Origin of the sequence: Cedecea davisae, from assembly GCF_044095835.1 — a bacterium.
GTDB classification, from domain to species: domain Bacteria; phylum Pseudomonadota; class Gammaproteobacteria; order Enterobacterales; family Enterobacteriaceae; genus Cedecea; species Cedecea davisae.
Genome location: NZ_CP172054.1, coordinates 473,086 through 492,313 on the forward strand (window position 1 = coordinate 473,086; position 19,228 = coordinate 492,313).

Annotated in this window: 19 protein-coding genes and 1 riboswitch; of the genes, 11 read left to right on the forward strand and 8 right to left on the reverse strand. The window is 52.6% G+C overall.

Annotated features, from left to right (window positions below):
• Positions 1 to 425 precede the first annotated feature (425 nt).
• The 6 genes from fimA to sfmF all read left to right on the forward strand — a co-directional run bounded on the left by fimA (position 426) and on the right by sfmF (position 6,536).
• Positions 426 to 980 carry a type 1 fimbrial major subunit FimA gene (gene fimA / locus ACG1VR_RS02740; RefSeq protein ID WP_016538252.1) on the forward strand — a complete coding sequence of 185 codons (555 nt, stop codon included), beginning with the start codon at positions 426 to 428 and terminating at the stop codon, positions 978 to 980.
• A gap of 78 nt (positions 981 to 1,058) precedes the next feature.
• On the forward strand, positions 1,059 to 1,604 hold the full coding sequence (fimI, locus tag ACG1VR_RS02745; RefSeq protein WP_395490170.1) for a type 1 fimbrial protein subunit FimI: 546 nt from the start codon (positions 1,059 to 1,061) through the stop codon (positions 1,602 to 1,604).
• Between the two features lie 45 nt (positions 1,605 to 1,649).
• Entirely contained in the window at positions 1,650 to 2,345 is a 696-nt protein-coding gene (gene fimC / locus ACG1VR_RS02750) for a type 1 fimbria chaperone FimC (protein WP_115586328.1), read from the forward strand.
• Between the two features lie 29 nt (positions 2,346 to 2,374).
• Complete coding sequence (locus tag ACG1VR_RS02755; protein ID WP_395490171.1) at positions 2,375 to 4,972, forward strand: fimbrial biogenesis usher protein; 2,598 nt, start codon at positions 2,375 to 2,377, stop codon at positions 4,970 to 4,972.
• Positions 4,973 to 4,999: 27 nt separating this feature from the next.
• Positions 5,000 to 6,004 carry a type 1 fimbria D-mannose specific adhesin FimH gene (gene fimH / locus ACG1VR_RS02760; protein WP_016538248.1) on the forward strand — a complete coding sequence of 335 codons (1,005 nt, stop codon included), beginning with the start codon at positions 5,000 to 5,002 and terminating at the stop codon, positions 6,002 to 6,004.
• Between the two features lie 19 nt (positions 6,005 to 6,023).
• On the forward strand, positions 6,024 to 6,536 hold the full coding sequence (sfmF, locus tag ACG1VR_RS02765; protein WP_371810766.1) for a fimbria assembly protein: 513 nt from the start codon (positions 6,024 to 6,026) through the stop codon (positions 6,534 to 6,536).
• 77 nt (positions 6,537 to 6,613) lie between these two features.
• Here the strand turns inward: sfmF and fimZ are convergent, their stop codons facing one another.
• The 4 genes from fimZ to fimW form a co-directional block, all read right to left on the reverse strand.
• Complete coding sequence (fimZ, locus tag ACG1VR_RS02770) at positions 6,614 to 7,246, reverse strand: fimbria biosynthesis transcriptional regulator FimZ (RefSeq protein WP_039899435.1); 633 nt, start codon at positions 7,244 to 7,246, stop codon at positions 6,614 to 6,616.
• Between the two features lie 574 nt (positions 7,247 to 7,820).
• Complete coding sequence (locus tag ACG1VR_RS02775; RefSeq protein ID WP_244878518.1) at positions 7,821 to 8,402, reverse strand: DNA-binding response regulator; 582 nt, start codon at positions 8,400 to 8,402, stop codon at positions 7,821 to 7,823.
• Between the two features lie 155 nt (positions 8,403 to 8,557).
• Positions 8,558 to 9,265: an EAL domain-containing protein gene (locus ACG1VR_RS02780; RefSeq protein ID WP_016538242.1), complete on the reverse strand. Its 708-nt coding sequence runs from the start codon at positions 9,263 to 9,265 to the stop codon at positions 8,558 to 8,560.
• Positions 9,266 to 9,518: 253 nt separating this feature from the next.
• A complete protein-coding gene (gene fimW / locus ACG1VR_RS02785) occupies positions 9,519 to 10,121 on the reverse strand; it encodes a fimbria biosynthesis transcriptional regulator FimW (protein WP_016538241.1) in 603 nt (200 codons plus the stop codon).
• Positions 10,122 to 10,335: 214 nt separating this feature from the next.
• Here fimW and tsr point away from each other — a divergent pair, with 214 nt between their 5' ends.
• On the forward strand, positions 10,336 to 12,003 hold the full coding sequence (tsr, locus tag ACG1VR_RS02790; RefSeq protein ID WP_395490172.1) for a methyl-accepting chemotaxis protein: 1,668 nt from the start codon (positions 10,336 to 10,338) through the stop codon (positions 12,001 to 12,003).
• Positions 12,004 to 12,087: 84 nt separating this feature from the next.
• Here tsr and ACG1VR_RS02795 read toward each other — a convergent pair whose 3' ends face one another.
• The gene (locus ACG1VR_RS02795) at positions 12,088 to 12,348 is read right to left on the reverse strand and encodes an accessory factor UbiK family protein (RefSeq protein WP_039898836.1); all 261 of its coding nucleotides are present in this window, start codon (positions 12,346 to 12,348) and stop codon (positions 12,088 to 12,090) included.
• Positions 12,349 to 12,471: 123 nt separating this feature from the next.
• Positions 12,472 to 12,620: riboswitch (FMN riboswitch) on the forward strand.
• A gap of 94 nt (positions 12,621 to 12,714) precedes the next feature.
• Between ACG1VR_RS02795 and ribB the strand changes: the two genes are divergently transcribed.
• Together ribB and ygiD are read left to right on the forward strand one after the other, a co-directional pair.
• Positions 12,715 to 13,368, forward strand: a complete 654-nt coding sequence (gene ribB / locus ACG1VR_RS02800; protein WP_016538237.1) for a 3,4-dihydroxy-2-butanone-4-phosphate synthase — start codon at positions 12,715 to 12,717, stop codon at positions 13,366 to 13,368.
• Between the two features lie 175 nt (positions 13,369 to 13,543).
• Positions 13,544 to 14,332: a 4,5-DOPA dioxygenase extradiol gene (gene ygiD, locus ACG1VR_RS02805; RefSeq protein WP_039898833.1), complete on the forward strand. Its 789-nt coding sequence runs from the start codon at positions 13,544 to 13,546 to the stop codon at positions 14,330 to 14,332.
• Between the two features lie 48 nt (positions 14,333 to 14,380).
• Here the strand turns inward: ygiD and ACG1VR_RS02810 are convergent, their stop codons facing one another.
• The 3 genes from ACG1VR_RS02810 to tolC form a co-directional block, all read right to left on the reverse strand.
• Positions 14,381 to 15,541 carry a glutathionylspermidine synthase family protein gene (locus ACG1VR_RS02810; protein ID WP_016538235.1) on the reverse strand — a complete coding sequence of 387 codons (1,161 nt, stop codon included), beginning with the start codon at positions 15,539 to 15,541 and terminating at the stop codon, positions 14,381 to 14,383.
• A gap of 5 nt (positions 15,542 to 15,546) precedes the next feature.
• Positions 15,547 to 16,221 (reverse strand): DUF1190 family protein, encoded by a 675-nt coding sequence (locus ACG1VR_RS02815; protein ID WP_016538234.1) that lies wholly within the window; start codon positions 16,219 to 16,221, stop codon positions 15,547 to 15,549.
• Between the two features lie 169 nt (positions 16,222 to 16,390).
• A complete protein-coding gene (gene tolC, locus ACG1VR_RS02820; RefSeq protein ID WP_039898832.1) occupies positions 16,391 to 17,872 on the reverse strand; it encodes an outer membrane channel protein TolC in 1,482 nt (493 codons plus the stop codon).
• Between the two features lie 211 nt (positions 17,873 to 18,083).
• Here tolC and nudF point away from each other — a divergent pair, with 211 nt between their 5' ends.
• Complete coding sequence (nudF, locus tag ACG1VR_RS02825) at positions 18,084 to 18,716, forward strand: ADP-ribose diphosphatase (protein ID WP_016538232.1); 633 nt, start codon at positions 18,084 to 18,086, stop codon at positions 18,714 to 18,716.
• A gap of 2 nt (positions 18,717 to 18,718) precedes the next feature.
• The gene (locus ACG1VR_RS02830; protein WP_016538231.1) at positions 18,719 to 19,144 is read left to right on the forward strand and encodes a DUF1249 family protein; all 426 of its coding nucleotides are present in this window, start codon (positions 18,719 to 18,721) and stop codon (positions 19,142 to 19,144) included.
• Positions 19,145 to 19,228 lie beyond the last annotated feature (84 nt).

Consider the following 19,228-nt stretch of genomic DNA (forward strand, 5'->3'; position numbering starts at 1 on the left):
AAAAATCCCAATGCTTATGTTGAGTGTAACCCCCTAAATAAGCGAGGCTTTAGGTCTTTTTCTCCTGTTATTCCGAATTATCGGCACGGTGCATTCTTAGGTCTTATTAAGACCGGGCTTATATAACATAAAGAATCAGCATCTATGACTTAATCAAAATTTGGATTAATTTACCCTCACTTCGTAAAACACCACGAATACTTAAAAATTTCATTTTATTTATTAAGGACAAGTTGTTCTGCCGGGCTTAATTAGAAGTCATGGAATTGCTTGCCTTTAATTTGATGAAATTTATGAGCTATTAAAGGACATTCCTACAGGATGTGGGAAGTGGGTTATTCGGCCTTGTCTGGCCGATAATGATTCAAACGGAATAATGAAGGATGCATTAACCGGATGTGCATTTTATAAATGAAGGAATACTCATGAAATTAAGCAAAATCGCCGCTTCACTGGTTGCCACTCTTGCCCTGGTTAGCGCTGCTGCTAACGCTGCCGATCCGGTAACCGTCAACGGTGGCACCGTGCACTTCCAGGGCGAACTGGTTAATGCCGCCTGTGCGGTAAGCACTCAGTCTGACGGTCAGGTTGTAAAACTGGGCCAGTACCGTACCGCTGCTTTCACCAAAGTGGGCGATACCTCTTCCCAGATCCCATTCAACATCGTGCTGACCGACTGCGATAGCACCGTTGCGGCCACCGCTTCCGTTGCCTTCTCCGGCCAGACTGATGCGACCGACCCAACTCTGCTGGCGGTTAACTCCGGCGGCAACGCGACTACCGCAAAAGGCGTGGGTATCGAGATTCTGGATCGTACTTCCAAAACTCTGGCACCAAACGGCTCTACCTTCTCTACCGCTCAGACCCTGAACGACGGCGAGAACACCATTCCGTTCACCGCGCGTTATAAAGCGACCGCAGCAACCGCGACCGCTGGTCTGGCAAATGCCGACGCTACCTTCGTAATGAAATACGAATAATCGGCGACGGTTGAAATCTCAGGGATGATTCAGCCTCAAGGAAGAGGCCTGCCCGACGCAAGCCCGGAGAGGACGATAATGATAAGGAAAATCCTGCTTCTGGTCATTCTGGCAGCGGCGAACCCGGCTCAGGCAAAGCGGGTGGTAGTTATCAACGGTGGTGATGTGCATATGCAGGGCGAGCTGGTTAACGGCGCCTGCGCCGTCGCGCCGGAAAGCCAGGAAATGACCGTGCAAATGGGCCAGTACCCAAGCAACGCTTTCAAAGATGTTGGCAGCTACGCGCCGCCCAGCATTCCTTTTACGCTCCGGCTGACCGACTGTCGCCCGGAGGTTTATGACCACGTTGGCATTGCGTTTCAGGGCTCAACGCCCGCCGAAGATCCTCAGGTCTTTCTGGCAACGTCCAGCGTGACCGGTAATGACGCCAGCAGCGGTATTGGCCTTGCGTTATTTGACCAACAGCAGCAACTGATTATTCCCAACAGCGAGCCGTCAACTTATTTGCCGATTACCACTCAGGAAATGAGTGTTCATTTCACCGCTCGCTATCGCTCGGTCTCTAAACATATGACGCCGGGAAATATTCGTTCTGACGTTTGGTTCACGCTGGTTTATCCCTGAATCAGCGTTTTTCCGTTCCTGGTTATTTTAATGGTATCTGTCGTGATGAACATATTATGTAAGGCCGCTTCGGCATTAACGCTTTCTTTAATGATGATTTCTTCTTATGCCCAGGCGGCCGGTGGTATTGCTCTTGGTGCGACGCGAGTTATTTATCCCGCCGATGCAAAGCAAACTTCTTTGGCTATTACCAATAGCGATCCTAAAGAACGCTTCCTGGTGAACTCCTGGGTTGAAAACGATCTCGGCCAGAAAGATAAAAGCTTTGTTGTTACCCCGCCGCTGTTTGTTAGCGAGGCAAAGAGTGAAAACACGCTGCGTATTATCTACGTAGGGCCGCAGCTGCCGGGCGATCGTGAATCCATCTTCTGGATGAACGTGAAGGCTATCCCGTCGGTGGATAAAAACAGCGTTGAAGGCAAGAACGTACTGCAACTGGCGATCCTCTCGCGCATCAAGCTGTTTGTTCGCCCTAAGAATCTTCAAATGCAGCCTGAAGATGCGGTGAAGCAAATCCGCTTCGCCCGCAGCGGGCAGTACCTGAAAATCAGCAATCCTTCGCCTTATTACGTTTCGCTGGTCAACCTGAAGCTGGGTAATGAAAAGCTTCCTAACACCATGGTTGCGCCGAAAAACAGCACTCAGGTTGTCGTGCCTTCGGGCGTGCAGGGGGCGGTTAGCTTCCAGACCGTAAATGATTATGGCGCAGTGACCAAAGCACAACCGGGCGTAATGCAGTAAAAGCCAGGCTGGCAAAGGGAAGCAGGGAAATGATCAAGACATCAGTCACGCGTAAAATTTTTACGCTCACGCCGCTGGCGGCAACCATCGTGGCATCGTTCTGGCCGGGGCTTAGCGCCGCTGAGAGCTACTTCAACCCGGCATTTTTGTCCGAGGATACCGCGACGGTGGCGGATCTCTCTCGCTTTGAAAAAGGCAGCCAGCAGCCTGCGGGCGTTTATCGCGTGGACATCTGGCGTAATGACGAGTTTATTGCCACCGAAGACGTGCGTTTTACTGCCGCAGAGCATAAAGACTCCACCGCTGAAGCGGTGAAATCCGGTGGCCTGACCCCTTGCCTGGATATTGAGTGGCTGAGGCGCCTTGGGCTGAATATGCTGGCATACCCTGAGCTGGCTAAGTTTAAGGCCGGAGAGTGCGTGCCGGTGACCGAGGCGGTGCCCGGCGCAGAAATCGGCTATGACTTCGCGCGCCTGCGGCTCAACATCAGCCTGCCTCAGGCTTCTCTGATCAACAGCGCCCGAGGCTATATTCCGCCGGATCAGTGGGATGAGGGCATCCCTGCCGCGCTGCTCAACTACACCTTTACCGGCAACCGCGGCACCTACGACGACAGCTATTATCTGAACCTGCAAAGCGGCCTGAATTATGGACCATGGCGTCTGCGCAATAACGGAGCGTGGAGCTACACCAGCGGCGACGGCCACCACAGCAACAGCTGGAAGAACATCAATACCACGGTTCAGCGCACTCTTATTCCGCTGAAAGGCGAGCTGGTCATGGGCGACAGCAACACCGGCAGCGACGTGTTCGACAGCCTCGGCTTCCGTGGGGCGCGCGTCTACTCTTCCGACAGCATGTACCCGGACAGCCTGCAGGGCTACGCGCCAACCGTGCGCGGGATTGCCCGCACCAACGCCAAAATCGTGATTCGCCAGAATGGCTATGTCATCTATCAGAGCTATGTGTCGCCGGGGGCTTTTGCCATCAGCGACCTTAACCCGACCTCCTCGAGCGGTGACCTCGAAGTCACCGTAGAAGAGAAAGATGGTACTCAGCAGAGATATACGGTGCCTTACTCCACCGTGCCGCTGTTACAGCGTGAAGGGCGCCTGAAATACGACCTGGTAATGGGGGATTTCCGCAGCGGTAATAGCCAGCAGGATAAGCCTTTCTTCACCCAGGGAACTTTGATTGCCGGTCTGCCCGATGGCTACACGGCCTACGGCGGGACCCAGCTTGCCCAGCGCTACACCTCTGTTGCGCTGGGGGCGGGTAAGAATCTCGGAGACTGGGGCGCTATCTCGCTGGACGTGACCCACGCCCGCAGCAAACTGGCGGATGACAGCGAGCATCAGGGCCAGTCTATGCGCTTCCTGTATGCAAAATCCCTTAGCGGCTACGGCACCAACTTCCAGCTGCTGGGCTACCGCTATTCAACCCGGGGCTTCTATACCCTCGATGACGTGGCTTACCGCAATATGGAAGGCTACGAATATGAGCTTCAGGACGACGGCAGCCACAGAAAAGAGCTGGTGGCGACCAGCTACCACAACCTGCGCTACAACAAAAAAGGGCGATTTCAGGTCAACATTTCCCAGTCGCTTGGTGATTATGGCTCGCTGTATGTTTCCGGCAGCCAGCAAACCTACTGGGGAACGGATCAGAACAACACCTGGTATCAGCTGGGCTACTCCAGCGGCTGGCGCGGCATCAGCTATTCGCTGTCATGGTCGTGGAGCAAGTCGCTTGGGCTTTCCGACACCAACCGTATCGTCGCGTTTAACCTCTCGGTTCCGTTTAGCACGCTGCTTGGTCACGGCTATTCACGGGATACGGCGCTGGATCGTGCCTACGCCACGCTGGCAACCAGCCGCAGCTCTGACGGTAAAAATACCTGGCAGAGCGGCATCGGCGGCACGCTGCTGGAAGGGCGCAACCTGAACTACAACGTCACCCAGGGACACGCCAGCAACAACGGTTATTCCGGCAGCGCCAACGCCAACTGGCAGGGAACTTACGGCACGGTAGGGCTGGGTTACAACTACGACCGCAACCAGCACGACGTGAACTGGCAGGCTTCCGGCGGGGTGGTGGGCCATGCTGACGGCGTGACCTTCAGCCAGCCGCTTGGGGACACCAACGTGCTGATTAAAGCCCCCGGCGCTTCCGGCGTGAGCGTGGAAAACCAGACAGGCGTCAAAACCGACTGGCGAGGCTACGCGGTCATGCCTTACGCCACGGTTTATCGCTACAACCGCGTCGCGCTGGATACCAACTCAATGGATAACCACACCGATATTGAGAATAACGTCAGCAGCGTGGTGCCGACGGAGGGTGCTCTGGTGCGGGCTACCTTTGATGCCCGTATTGGCGTGCGCGCCATTATCACCGTGAAACGTGGCGATCGCCCGGTGCCGTTTGGTTCCGTAGTACGGGAAGAGGGGAGCGGCGTCACCAGTATGGTTGGCGACGAAGGGCAAATCTATCTTAGCGGGCTGCCGCTGAGCGGCAAGTTGCTTATCCAGTGGGGTGACGGCAAAGGTTCTCAGTGCCGCGCTAATTACACTTTGCCGGAGGATAGCCTGAAACAGGCCGTCGTCATGGCGACCGCCACCTGCTCATAGCGCACGGCGAGATTCAGGAAGGTAAAGATGAAACTGAACAGTTATTTAACCGCTGCATTGCTGTTTGCCTGCGCGGCACCGGCCTCGGCTACGGTTTGCTCTAACGCCAACGGTACGGCGACCGATATCTCGTATGATTTGTCGGATAAATTTAATAGCAGCAATAACAACGTCGGGCAGATTGTCACCCTGGCAGAGAAATCGGGCCTTATTGGCGTGAACGCGATTTGCCCGAAAGGGACCTCGGGGAATACCACCAAGCGTAGCTATGTGACGGATTTGCCCATTCAGGAAGTGGTTGGTGGTTATAAGTATCTGAAGATAAATGACTATCTTAATGGCGGAATGAAGATCCACGACAGCTACGCCGGTGATTTTTATCCGCCGGTAGAGTACATGCAGATGGGTTCGCACCCTAACGTGTCGAAGAATAAGCCTTTTGGCGTCACGGACTCGAAGCTGGTATTTCGTCTAAAGGTCACCCGCCGTTTTATCAATATGGTGCCCATTCCTCGCCAGACGATGTTCCGTGTGTATGTGACGACGACCAATGCCGACCCGTTAAGCACGGTGGTTTACACCATCAGCTACAGCGGCAAAGTTGAGGTGCCACAAACCTGTGAAATCAACGCCGGGCAGGTGGTTGAGTTTGATTTCGGCAGTATTGGTGCCTCGTTGTTTAGCCAGGCAGGCGCGGGTAACCGCCCGCAAAGCGTTACGCCTCAAACCAAAACCATGGGCATTAAATGTACCAATATTGATGCGCAGGCGTACCTCACCTTGCGTCTCGAAGCCGAGAAGAGCAGCGGCAACATGATGGTATCGGACAACAGTGACCTGGGGTTTGTCATCTCAAATTCCAGCGGCACTCCGCTGACGCCAAACAATCTTGGCAGCAAGATTAACTTCCAGCTGGATGACTCTGCGGCCGCAAGAGTCGGCATTCGTGCCTGGCCGGTCAGCGTAACGGGTAAAAAGCCAACGGAAGGGCCGTTTACCGCTCGCGGCTATCTGCGTGTTGATTTTGACTAAGGAGCGGGCGATGAACAAAATGACTCTGGCCGGGCTGATGCTGGGTGCGTTGTTTATTAGCGCGGGAGCTAATGCCGATTCGCCGTTGGGTGAAATCAACGTTGAGCTGCGGGGGAATATTGTCGATTTTACCTGCGTGGTGGAAACCGGCAGCGATAATAAAACTATCCAGCTTGGCTCCTGGCCGACCAAACAGCTACGCACCGCCGGAAGTACCACTCAGCCAATGCCGTTTAACCTTAAGCTCACCGGCTGCCCGCCCGGCGGAACCGCGTCGATAACCTTTGCAGGGAAAGATACCGGCAGCGGCTTGCTGGCCCTGAACAGCGCCAGTACGGCAACCCATGTCGCCGTTGAGCTGCTTGATGAGGATAAAACGCGTCTGCTGCTGGATAAGGCCAGCAAAGAGAAACAGGTGGACGGGAACGGGGACGTGACGCTTAACTTTTGGGCCAACTATATTGCTACGGCCGATAACGCCGATGCCGGACGGGCCGATGCCGATGCGACTTTTATGATTACCTATAATTAGAGCTTTATCTCAATGTTTCCAAAAAATAACCGGGAGATGTTTTCCCGGTCTTTTCGCTTCCAGTGCGTCGTCGTCCCTTATAGCAGTTCATGCACCTTGGCATAATCAATAAGTTCGACGATTGAAGTGAGTCCAAGTTTAGAGAATATATTTGCCTTATGGGCGCTGATTGTTTTGTTGCTAAGCAATAATTGCTCCGCAATCTCTTTATTGGATAAACCATTTGCCAGATAGCGCAGCACCGTTACTTCACGGTTGGATAATGGCATATCATCCATCGTTCCTCTGCGGGATTTATGGCTGCTGATAAAATGCAGGGTTTCCGAAGGGAAAAAGGAGTAGCCCGAAAGCAACATTTCCACCGCATTAAATATATCATCTTGTTCTTTACGTTTACTCACGAATCCATTGGCACCGGCCTGAATAGCGCGCCCGGCGTAAAAGGATTCTGACTTTGAAGAAAGAAAGAGAATTTTGGTGTTTTCTTGTATTCCCTTGATTCTTTTGAGTAATGTAAAGCCGTCGGTATTGGCTGATTCAATATCAAGAATAACCAGATCCACCGGGTTTGCTCGCATATAGTCGATAACTTCCCGACCATCATCTGTTTTCAAAACAACATTGATATCTTTATTTCTTTGGAGCAGAACCTCTATCGACATTCTGACAATAGGGTGCTCGTCCATAATGATTACGGATGCCGGTTTCATTTTTTTTGCCTCGATTGTTTGGTAAAAAACATCGCGTTGACGCAGCGTCATTGGCAGCGAAAGTGATAAACAGTGAGTTGGCGGTTGCCGGTCTTTATGCGGGAACCTCCATGTTAATATTCAACATCTCCTTTTTGAATGCCTTTATTCAGAGCCGAAGGTGTCGTGCTCCAAATAACGTCACATTTAAATAATATAAATGCCCTGGCAAATATATAAATGTGATGAGGTGATTATACAGCGCAGTTCATGTGGGAAAAGTCTGATGTTCCTGGATGTAATCATTGCCCATATGAAATGCTGTGTAATTAATCACGTCATTTATAAATTGAATTAACGAACTTTGGTTTTAAGTTAAGTTGGATGAAAAGACTTTTTATTGCGGTAAAAATGACATTAAATTCCAAATGTTGTTGGTTTGTTCTGGATCAAAAATCGCAAAACGGCGCTGGAGGGGAAAAGTTGCTTCCAGGAATAGTTATAATTGTTACTAATTTGTTTATTTTTAACTCATTTGATACATGAAAATTAAGTAAATTCTTAAAATATCTTACGACTCAGTAGGTTAGTGCCATCAGCTTTGTAGCTTATTGGCAACAGAAATTTCATGCAGTAGGTGCAGTAATTTGCTGCGGTTACCCAGCGCCAGGCGCCCCAGTAAGACATTGAATCGATAAACGACGTGATGATAGGGCTTCTCCAGTAAAAGGGCGATGGATTTCAATGATTCCCCGCGGCTCAGAGCCAGCAAAAGTCCCCATTCTCTGAGGGAAAAGCGCGGCGTGCCATAAAGGGCGGCCAGATCGAGAAGAGTGCCGCCCAGAGCCTGCTTTAGCCGATTGGGCGGCAGACGGCGCTCGACAATCTGGCAGTCAACCGCGTAGCGCATAAACCGGGTAATTTCGGGTTTACGCAGGGCGCTCAGTAGAGTTATCTGGTGCTGCGGCGTGGAGATGTGCTGCTGGCGAATGGTTTCCAGCACCTCGAGCACGGGAGTCTCAAGGCTGTCGAGGTCGATAATGATTCGCGGGGCGGAAGATAGCGTCTGGTGCGTGACCACTTCCTCTATTGAGGGAGAGACCAGAGTGTGTTGATGATTGAAGAGTGTGCTGGTGATGGCGTCGCTGAGAAAGCAGTCGGTCGAAACCAGAATCACATCGGGCTTCTTTGGCTTGTGCGCTCCTGTCTGCTGCTCAAGGTATTCCAGTCGGTCAAAAAAAAGTGGCGCAGTGTAGCAGGAGGGGTTTAGAAAATAGTCTGTTTGACCCCGTCGGTGTTTATTTCTCCTCATAGCTGCGCACATAGAAGCTTTCACAACGACGACAAATCGGCGTGCAGCCAGCGTTCATATGGCCATAAGTAGCCTTGACCAAATCTTGCACCGGACTCGCGAGCCACCTCGAGATGAACAGCGTCTTCAATTCCTTCAATGATAATTTGCGCAGAGATGCCCTTACACTGGTTAACAAGCTGGCACAGTGCGGGCGAATGGTTGCTGAGTCTCCAGAACGCCTGCTTATCAATTTTCACACCGTCGGCTTCAATCCCGTAGTGGTAAAATGGCAAAACGGAATGTTCGCAAAGATCGTCGAGCCAGACTGCGATCCTTTGCTGGCGTAATTGCCCGATCCGTTCTCGCAGGCACAGCTTATGCCGCAATGAGAGTGAGTCAAAAAATGAGGCATCTTGTATTTCAATTGTTACCCATGGCGCGCATACATCAAGCAGTCGCTCGAAGTGCCGACTTTCGATCAGCGCCTCCAGCGGCAGATTAAGGAAGTATTTACCTGGTTTATACAGGGACTTTAGTTGCCCCACCTGATGGCAAAAGAGCGTCACTTTATCGGATGTCGGTAATTGCGCAAAAAACGCTTCGGGATCTTGCTGCGGGGCCAGGCGGCTCAGGACTTCGTAGCTAATAATTTGCCTGGAAAATAAATCAACGATCGGTTCAAGGCGCACTCCGTATATATGTTCTGGGGCAGATAATAAAATGTTATCACCAGGAGTATTTATCATTATTTTGTCGCTAATTGTGACAGTGATTACAGTATTGCTAAAGGAGCGACGAGCGAAAAGGAAGGCAAGGCAGTCATTTAGCTAAATTAAAGATGATTTTGAAAGGTATTCTCTCAGCGCTGTTAATGAGTGAATACCAGAGATGGCTTATTCCAGGCCGCGAAAGTTCGCAACCCTGCTGTGTGAAGGGGTAATGATTTTATTAATTAAGAATATTTCCCTGATCAAATAAGAAAACGCCTGGATAAATTATTCAGTCGAGCAGAAACGGTAAATTAAGTTTTATATAATTCATTAGCTTAAATTGATTCTTGATATTAAGTTTTTTCATAATTGATAGTCGTTTATCCCGAGCGGTGTTTTCATCAATATGCATAATAAATGCTGCATCTTTGAGGGTGTATCCGCAGGCCATTAACTTCAGTAATTCACGTTCCTGCATGTTGAAATGACGGGTGGCGCAGTAGTGGCAAATCGCCGCTGGTACCGGTAATGCATTTTTCTTACGCCGCTCGGGATCGACCCATGGCGCAAGCTTAAGCCGGACGTCATCGACTTCATCCTCGCGGTAAATAGACGGCAGCATGTACAGGCAGGGACGAAACATCAGTTTTTCCTGATCCCGCTTGCGGCAAATAAGAATAACCCGCTGCTGGCGCGTGGTTTGCGGGATTTTGTAGCAGTTTGCCGTCTGCCAATTATCATCGAGTGCGACAAAGACCAGGTCGGCAACGTCCTGATCCGCTAACGGTAAGAAATGATAAGTTTCGCTAAACTGGCGACAGAGTTGCTCAATAATAATTTTGATGCCATGCGCAAAATGGCTGTTTCGTTCACTGATGGCAACGGTAAGCATGTCTTTCCTCCGGACGGGGTGGGTCGTCTAAAAATCATAGTGAAAAAAACTCAGGTTATGAATGTGTTACGACTTAACCCCGCAGCCGTGGAGGATGAATTATTGCCAGGTCATTTCCTGGGGGTAGCAGAAAAAACGGCAAAGAAACGCTTTAGGTAAAGTTTTCTGCTGTTGCGCCGATGATTAAGACTTGTCTTACAGGGAATGAGAAGCAATGTTAAATCGAATCAAGATCGTCACAAGCTTACTGGTAGTCCTGGGGCTGTTTGGCATTCTACAAATAGCTTCCGGCGGGTTGTTCTTTAACGCGCTGAAGCAGGACAAAGAAAATTTCACCGTTTTACAAACTATCCGGCAGCAGCAGTTAACGCTGAACGGCAGCTGGGTTGCCCTGCTGCAAACCCGTAATACCCTGAACCGCGCCGGGATCCGCTATATGATGGATGCCAGCAAAATTGGCAGCGGCGCTACCGTAGAAGAGCTGATGGGTATCGCCAGCACTTCGCTCAAGCAGGCTGAAGTCGAGTGGGCCGCTTATGAAGCGTTGCCGCGCGATCCGCGTCAGAACGATGCTGCCGCTCAGGAAATTAAACGTAATTACGATATTTATCACGGCGCGCTGGCGGAGCTGATTCAACTGCTCGGGGCCGGGAAAATTAACCAATTCTTCGATCAGCCGACCCAAAGCTATCAGGACGGTTTTGAGAAGCAGTACGTAAATTATCTCCAGCAAAATGACCACCTCTATCAAGAAGCGGTGGACAGCAGCAACAGTTCTTACAGCATGGCTATCTGGATATTGATTGGCGTGCTGATTGTGGTACTGCTGGTGATTATTGTCGTCTGGCAGGGGATCCGCACCACGCTTATCTCTCCGCTGAATAGCCTGATTGCGAGCATTCGCCATATTGCCGGCGGCGATCTGGTTAGCAAAATCGACGTCGAAGGCACCAATGAAATGGGCCAGTTGGCCGACAACCTGCGCCACATGCAGAACGAGCTGGTGATAACCGTCGGTGAAGTGCGTAACGGGGCAAACGCTATATATAGCGGTGCCAGCGAGATCTCTATTGGTAACAACGATCTTTCTTCTCGTACCGAGCAGCAGGCGGCTTCTCTGGAAGAAACCGCTGCCAGCATGGAACAGCTGACCGCAACGGTTAAGCAGAATGCTGAAAATGCTCGTCAGGCAAGCCAGCTGGCGCTTAGCGCTTCTGAAACCGCACAGCGCGGCGGCAAGGTCGTTGATAACGTGGTTCACACCATGAGCGAAATTGCCGGGAGTTCTCAGAAAATCGCCGACATTATCAGCGTGATTGACGGCATTGCTTTCCAGACCAATATTCTGGCGCTGAACGCCGCCGTTGAAGCGGCCCGTGCCGGTGAGCAGGGGCGTGGTTTTGCGGTTGTCGCCGGTGAAGTTCGTAATCTGGCGCAGCGCAGCGCCCAGGCCGCTAAAGAGATTAAGACTCTGATTGAAGACTCGGTCAGCAAAGTGGATACCGGTTCAACCCTGGTTGAGAGCGCCGGGGAAACGATGGGTGAAATCGTTAATGCGGTCACCCGCGTGACCGATATCATGGGTGAAATTGCTTCCGCATCCGATGAGCAAAGCCGCGGTATCGACCAGGTTGGGCTTGCCGTTGCCGAGATGGATCGCGTGACTCAGCAAAACGCCGCGCTGGTGGAAGAGTCCGCCGCCGCTGCCGCTGCGCTGGAAGAGCAGGCCAGCCGCCTGACGCAGTCAGTCTCCGTGTTCCGCATCTCCCAGGAGCGTAAAGCTAAAGCACAGGAAGCTTCTGCGCCGAAGCTGGCCGGTGCGACGGCCGCACCGCGTAAAGCGGTTGCCGCTGCGTCTGACGATAACTGGGAAACGTTCTAATCCCCTTAAGCTAAAAAAGCCGCGGCGGTGCAAATCGCTGCGGCTTTTTCTTTTGTTTCTTACGGGAAACTCAGCGCTCGATAATTATTCTGCGGCTTTTGGCGCTTCGCGGTTTTCAAGTTCGCTCAGACGCTGCTCCAGCAGAGCCAGTTTTTCGCGGGTGCGCAGCAGTACCTGAGTCTGCACGTCAAACTCTTCACGGCTGACCAGGTCCAGGCGGGTAAGCTGAGACTGCAATACCTGGCGAACCTTCTTCTCCACGTCGTCCCCGAACTCACGGATCCCTTTCGGCATAGACTCATGAACCTGGCGGGCAATTTGTTCAATTTTTTTCGGGTCAATCATAGTGGCTTCCATTATCTGGGGGAGTAATTAGCCTAATTGTAATGCCTGATTGACAGGCGATAAACCGGAAATGTTGCCTGCGTAATCGTTGCCGACAAAAATGATTAGCGCTATAGTGAACCTGCTTATTCTCAGGGCGGGGCGAAACTCCCCACCGGCGGTAAATCAGCTTACGCTGAAAGCCCGCGAGCGCTTCAGGCTTTGCCTGAAGGTCAGCAGATCCGGTGTAATTCCGGGGCCGACGGTTAAAGTCCGGATGGGAGAGAGTAACGATCAAGTCAGGCTGAGGCCTGCCCGCGTTATTTTTTTAGCTCCTAAGACTGCCCTGATTCTGGTAACCATAATTTTAATGAGGTTTTTATTACCATGAATCAGACGCTACTTTCTGCATTTGGCACCCCGACAGAGCGCGTAGAGCATGCTCTTAATGCGCTTCGTGAAGGCCGTGGGGCAATGGTTCTCGACGACGAAAATCGCGAGAACGAAGGCGACATGATCTTCCCGGCCGAAACCATGACCGTTGAGCAAATGGCGCTGACCATTCGCCACGGCAGCGGGATCGTTTGCCTGTGCCTGACCGACGAACGCCGTAAACAGCTCGACCTGCCAATGATGGTCGAAAACAACACCAGCGCCTTTGGCACCGGTTTTACCGTGACCATTGAAGCCGCGCATGGCGTAACCACCGGCGTTTCCGCTGCCGACCGTCTGACTACCGTGCGCGCGGCAATTGCCGACGGCGCGAAGCCGAGCGATCTGCACCGTCCTGGGCACGTATTCCCGCTGCGCGCGCAGCCGGGTGGCGTGTTGACCCGCGGCGGCCACACCGAAGCAACCATCGATCTGGTTTCTCTGGCCGGTTTCAAACCAGCCGGCGTGCTGTGTGAATTGACCAACGACGACGGCACCATGGCGCGTGCGCCGGAGTGCATCGAGTTCGCCCGTAAACACAATATGGCCGTTGTGACCATTGAAGATCTGGTGGAATATCGCCAGGCTCAGGCACGCAAAGCCAGCTAAAAAATCAGGCCCGATCGGCACGGTCGGGCTTCTGCTTTCCTGCTTCGTTTCTCCCCCGTTACCGCGCTTTTCCCCTGTTCAAAATTTCTGATGATCTTCATCATGCTTATCTGAGTTCTTCCGCTAAAAATTGGGCGTAATCTGTGTTCATTAAATCTCTTTTAAGGACACCATCATGACAACCCAACGTATGCCCGCGCTGTTCCTTGGTCACGGTAGCCCGATGAACGTGCTGGAAGATAACCGCTATACCAGAGCCTGGGCGCACTTAGGCGCAACGCTGCCGCGGCCTAAAGCGATTGTGGTGGTGTCGGCTCACTGGTTTACCCGCGGAACGGGCGTCACGGCGATGGAAACGCCGAAGACTATCCATGATTTCGGCGGTTTCCCGCAGGCGCTGTATGACACACATTATCCGGCACCCGGCTCGCCGGAGCTGGCAGAGCAGCTTCGTGAGCTGCTGGCCCCGACGCCGGTTGCGCTGGACAAAGAAGCCTGGGGATTTGACCACGGCTCCTGGGGCGTGCTGATAAAAATGTACCCGGAGGCGGATATTCCAATGGTGCAACTGAGTATCGACAGCACAAAACCTGCGGCATGGCACTTTGAAACAGGCCGCAAACTGGCCGCGCTGCGTGACCAGGGCATTATGCTGGTGGCGAGCGGCAATGTGGTGCACAACCTGCGGACCGCGCGCTGGCATGGGGAAAACACTCCTTACCCGTGGGCGGAGTCGTTTAATCAATATGTGAAGGATAATCTGACCTGGCAGGGGCCTGCCGGGCAACATCCGCTGGTCAATTATCTTGAGCATGAAGGTGGCTCGCTGTCGAACCCTACGGCGGAGCACTTCCTGCCGCTGCTTTATGTTCTCGGCGCGTGGGACGGCAAAGAACCGGTGAGTATTCCGGTGGATGGTATTGAAATGGGATCGTTAAGCATGCTGTCGGTGCAGGTAGGCTAAGTAATAAAAAAGGCGCATAATTCGCGCCTTTTTAACGTTTATCGCCGGTTATTCGACGAAAATATGCGGGTAAAAGCGAGAAAGATCCTGGGTGATTAACTCGCGATCTTCGCGGATGCCAATCCCGGCTGGACTACCGTTGATTAGCCAGCTGCCGATAAGCGTGTAGCTGTCGCCAAATTTTGGTAGCTGATAGAACTCCTGCACTATCATGCCTTCTTCGCCGTACGGCCCGTCAACGCGCGCTATCTCCTGCCCGTTCTCGATTATCTTCACGTTGGCACCTTCGCGCGAGAAGATAGGTTTCACCACGTATTTTTCCATCTCCGGGTGATTATCTTCGGCAAAATAAGCCGCCAGCAGATTCGGATGGTTCGGGAACATTTCCCACAGCATCGGCAGCAGTGCTTTATTGGAAATAATGCTTTTCCACGCGGGCTCCAGCCAGCGTACGCCAGCGTCTTCCAACTTGGTGGAGAACATTTCGCGCAGCATGAATTCCCACGGGTAGAGCTTGAACAGGTTACTGATAACCTGATCCTGAAGATCGGTGAACTGGCCTTTTTCGCCAAGGCCGATCTCTTCCATATAAAGGAATTCGCTGGCAACTTCCGCCTCGGCCGCGCAATCCTGTAAATACTGGACGGTGCTGCGATCTTCTACCGTGTCCTGGCAGCAGGCAAAATGCAGAAGATTAAAACCGTGCTGCTGCTTGAGCTCGGCAAAGCGCTCGATCAGCTGTTCCTGCAGGCTGTTGAACTGGTCTGCCCCTTCAGGAAGCTTACCGGCCGCAACCTGATCTTCCAGCCAGATCCACTGGAAGAAGGCCGCTTCGTACAGCGAGGTAGGCGTGTCGGCGTTATTTTCCAGGAGCTTAGGCTCACCAACGCCGTCCCAGGCCAGGTCAAGACGTGAGTAGAGCGAAGGTTGCTGAGTACGCCACGACTGGCGCACGAACTCCCAGGTGTGTTTTGGAATACGGAAGCGGGCCATTAACTCGTCGCTGGCGACAACTTTATCCACCACCTTGAGGCACATTTGATGCAGCTCGGCGGTCACCTCTTCCAGACGCTCAACCTGAGCGAGCGTGAGCTTGTAATAAGCGTCTTCGCACCAGTAAGGCTCGCCGTACATGGTGTGAAAATTAAAGCCATATTCGTTCGCTTTTTCGCGCCAGTCCGGGCGCTCGACAATAGAGACTCTTTCCATGTCTATCAGCCGCCCATCGAGCGGCTTGTGCCGGAAGCGCTGCTGCGCTGCATGGTGGACTGCTTAGCAACCGACTCACCAAAGCCGCCGCGCGTTACGGTGGAGGTTGTCGCTGGCTTAGGGGCCATTGCGGTTTTTGGTACGCTGGCGGTGCGCCCCGGCGTTGCTGCGCCGTAGCTCTTACCGCTGGCATCGGCATATTTGCCGTAGGCCGGGCTGGCCGGGTTTTTCGAGGTGAACAGCGGCTGTTGAGCAAAGCCTGCGCCGCCGCCCATCAGGCGTCCCATCATGTAGCCTGCCATCAGCGGCATCCAGAAGCTGCCGCTTTGCTGAGGCTGGGCCTGAGCCTGGTTTTCACCGGCAAGGCTTGCCTGAGCCGGAGCTGGCTGGCACTGTCCTTCACCAAACTCGGCGATACATTCCTGGCGGGAAGCATACTTCGGCGCGGTGCGCTCGGCTTCCTTCAGGGCGTTGGTATAGGCGGTGGTGCATTCCGCGCTCTTGCCCGGGTTTGCCTGAGAGCAGTCGTCGGCGTTTTGATACATAGAGACGGTTTCGTCGCTCTGCTCACAACCCGCCAGCATAAAGACGGCGGTAACGGCCAGGGCTACCGGCGTTAAATGGCGTGCGTTCCAGCTTTTGCGGAACGATGAATGATTTATATTTTTTGTCCGTTTCATTGACTTAGTCCTGAGCCCAGTAGGTTTGGTGCTAAGGATAGGGGATGAATGGTCGAAATTGAAGCGATCAAGGCCTGTTGGCAGGGAATCTTTACGTTGCCTTACGTTCAGAGCGAAGGCAGAAAAAAAGGGGCGTGATTAGACGCCCCTTTTGTCGACATTCCGACGATTAATTAGCGAATGGGTTCGCTTTTTTACCGCTGGTTGCCGCCGCCGGTGTTGCGCGCGGAGCTTTGCTTGACGCTGCGGTTGTCGCAGAGTAACCGTCAGCGCGAGCATCCTGATCCGGGGTTTGTGGAGCAACGCTTTCGGCGGTAGTTGAAACTGGTTTGCCGAGTGCGCCGTTCAGAGCCACCAGATCCTGCTCGTTCAGCGTGCCGAGAGCGGATTTAATGTTCAACTGGTTAATCAGGTAGTTGTAACGTGCGCTGGAAAGCTGCTGCTTCGCGTTGTACAGCGTGGTGGTTGCATCCAGCACGTCCACGATAGTACGTGTACCCACCGAGTAACCCGCTTCCATCGCGTCCAGAGAGCTTTGGGCAGAAACCACGGCCTGTTTGTAGGCGTTAATGGTGCTGATGGACGCGTTCACGTTATTGAAGGAAGAGCGAACGGTCTGCACCACGCTGCGGTGCGCACTTTCAAGCTGCTCGCTGGCGCCAACAAAGTTGTACTGCGCCTGTTTCACCTTAGAGTTAACCTGGCCGCCCTGATACAGCGGCAGGGAGAAGCTCAGGCCTACTTTGTTCTGACCGTCATAGCTGTTGCCGTAACGGGTCTGGTCGCTGGTTTTAGAGCCGTTATAGCTGGTATTAGACACGCCGGTAGATGCGGTCAGGTTCAGCGTCGGCAGGTGGCCGTCTTCCGCCAGGCGAATCTGCTCGCGTGCCAGATCCTGGCTCAGGCGAGCCTGCAGCAGGCTGAGGTTGCGCTTCTCTGCTTCTTTCAGCAGGTTATTTACCGCATCCGGCTTGCTGGTTTTGAAACCGTCTACGTTCAGAGAGGCAAGGCTCAGGTAGTCGTTGCCGGTAACCTGACGCAGAGATTCAACGGCGTTGTCCAGGTTGTTACGCGCCGTCACTTCGTTGGCGAGCACGTTATCGTACTGCGCACGGGCGTTCTGCACGTCGGTAATGGCAACCAGGCCAACGTTAAAGCGCTGGGTGGTTTGATCAAGCTGGCGGTAAATCGCCTGTTTCTGAGCTTCGGTATAAGACAGTGCATCGATAGCGCTCAGAACATTAAAGTAGGCGGTGGCGGTACTCAGGATAAGCGCCTGCTGATCGGTCTGGAAGCTGACGTCCTGAATGCCAGCGCTTTTTTCCTGCAAAGTCAGCGCACGCCATTTCGACATATCGAAAATGGTTTGCGTCAGTTGCAGAGTCGCGCTGGTGGCATTGGAGTTAACGCCGTTTGAATCGCGGTAACCGCTGCCGTAGCCATAGTCTGCACCCAGACCAAGCTGTGGTAATAATGGACCGCGTGTTTCATTGATTTTTTCGAATGCGGCGTCACGGTCAGCGGCGGATTTACGCAGGTCCGGGTTGCTGGTGCGGGCCTGTTGGTAAACCTGCAACAGGTTTTCTGCCTGGCTCATGGCGCTGAAACCCGTTAGGCTCAGACCGATAAGAATGGGGAGCAGTTTCTTCATTTGCATTCCTTGTTGTGAAGCAGAATTATTTTGTTAACGCCGACAGGAGTCGAAAATGATTGCCGATTCTACAGATTCCGCCAGCCGGGCAGGTTGGCGTAAAGTGCCATCTACCTTAATTTTCACCAATCTACCACATCAAAATTGAAAGGGCAGTCGTGCGGGGTTGAAATCGCCCGGCCAGCGCCCATTTGCCATCAGGACATCATCTATGAATAAGTCAGTAAAGCCGACGGTGACTTTCGCCAAAAAGGATGTAGAAATTATTGCACGGGAAACGCTTTATCGCGGTTTTTTTTCGCTCGATCTTTATCGTTTTCGTCATCGCCTGTTTAACGGCGAAATGAGCGGGGAAGTTAAGCGAGAAATTTTTGAGCGCGGGCACGCGGCGGTGCTGCTACCCTATGACCCTGTGCGTGATGAAGTGGTGCTGGTTGAGCAGATTCGCATTGCCGCTTATGACTCCAGTGAAAGCCCGTGGCTGCTGGAAATGATAGCCGGAATGATTGAAGAAGGCGAAAGCGTTGAAGATGTCGCGCGCCGCGAGGCAGTAGAAGAAGCTGGCCTGGTTGTTGGCCGCACAAAGCCGGTGCTGAGTTATTTAGCAAGCCCCGGCGGCACCAGTGAAAGACTGTCTATTTTAGTTGGTGAAGTGGACGCCAGCCTGGCCGAAGGCATTCACGGCCTGGCGGAAGAAAACGAAGATATTCGTGTTCATGTGGTAAGCCGGGAGCAGGCCTACCAGTGTGTAGAAGAGGGGAGCATCGACAACGCAGCGTCGGTCATCGCTTTGCAATGGCTGCAACTGCATTATGAGCAATTAAGAAAAGAGTGGAATCACTGATTATGAAGCGCTATACCCCTGACTTCCCTGAAATGATGCGTTTGTGCGAAACCAACTTCGCACAACTGCGCCGCTTACTGCCGCAAAATGACGCAGCGGGCGAGACGGTAACGTATCAGGTTAATAGCGCCAGATATCGCTTAACTATATCAGAATCAACTCGTTACACTACGCTTGTGGAAATTGAGCAAACGCACCCAAGCGTTAGCTACTGGAGCCTGCCGTCTATGTCGGTCAGGTTGTATCATGATGCGATGGTGGCGGAAGTGTGTTCAAGCCAGCAGATCTTTCGCTTCAAAGCACGCTATGATTATCCGAATAAAAAGTTGCATCAACGCGACGAAAAGCATCAAATTAACCAGTTTCTTGCTGATTGGCTGCGCTACTGTTTAGCGCATGGAGCAATGGCGGTTCCGGTTTATACCTAGTTTTTTGGGGAGTAAGACGGCTAACGGCACAACGCCCTGAATAATGGATGGTATGTAAGTGTGCGTGAAACCTAAGGACACCAT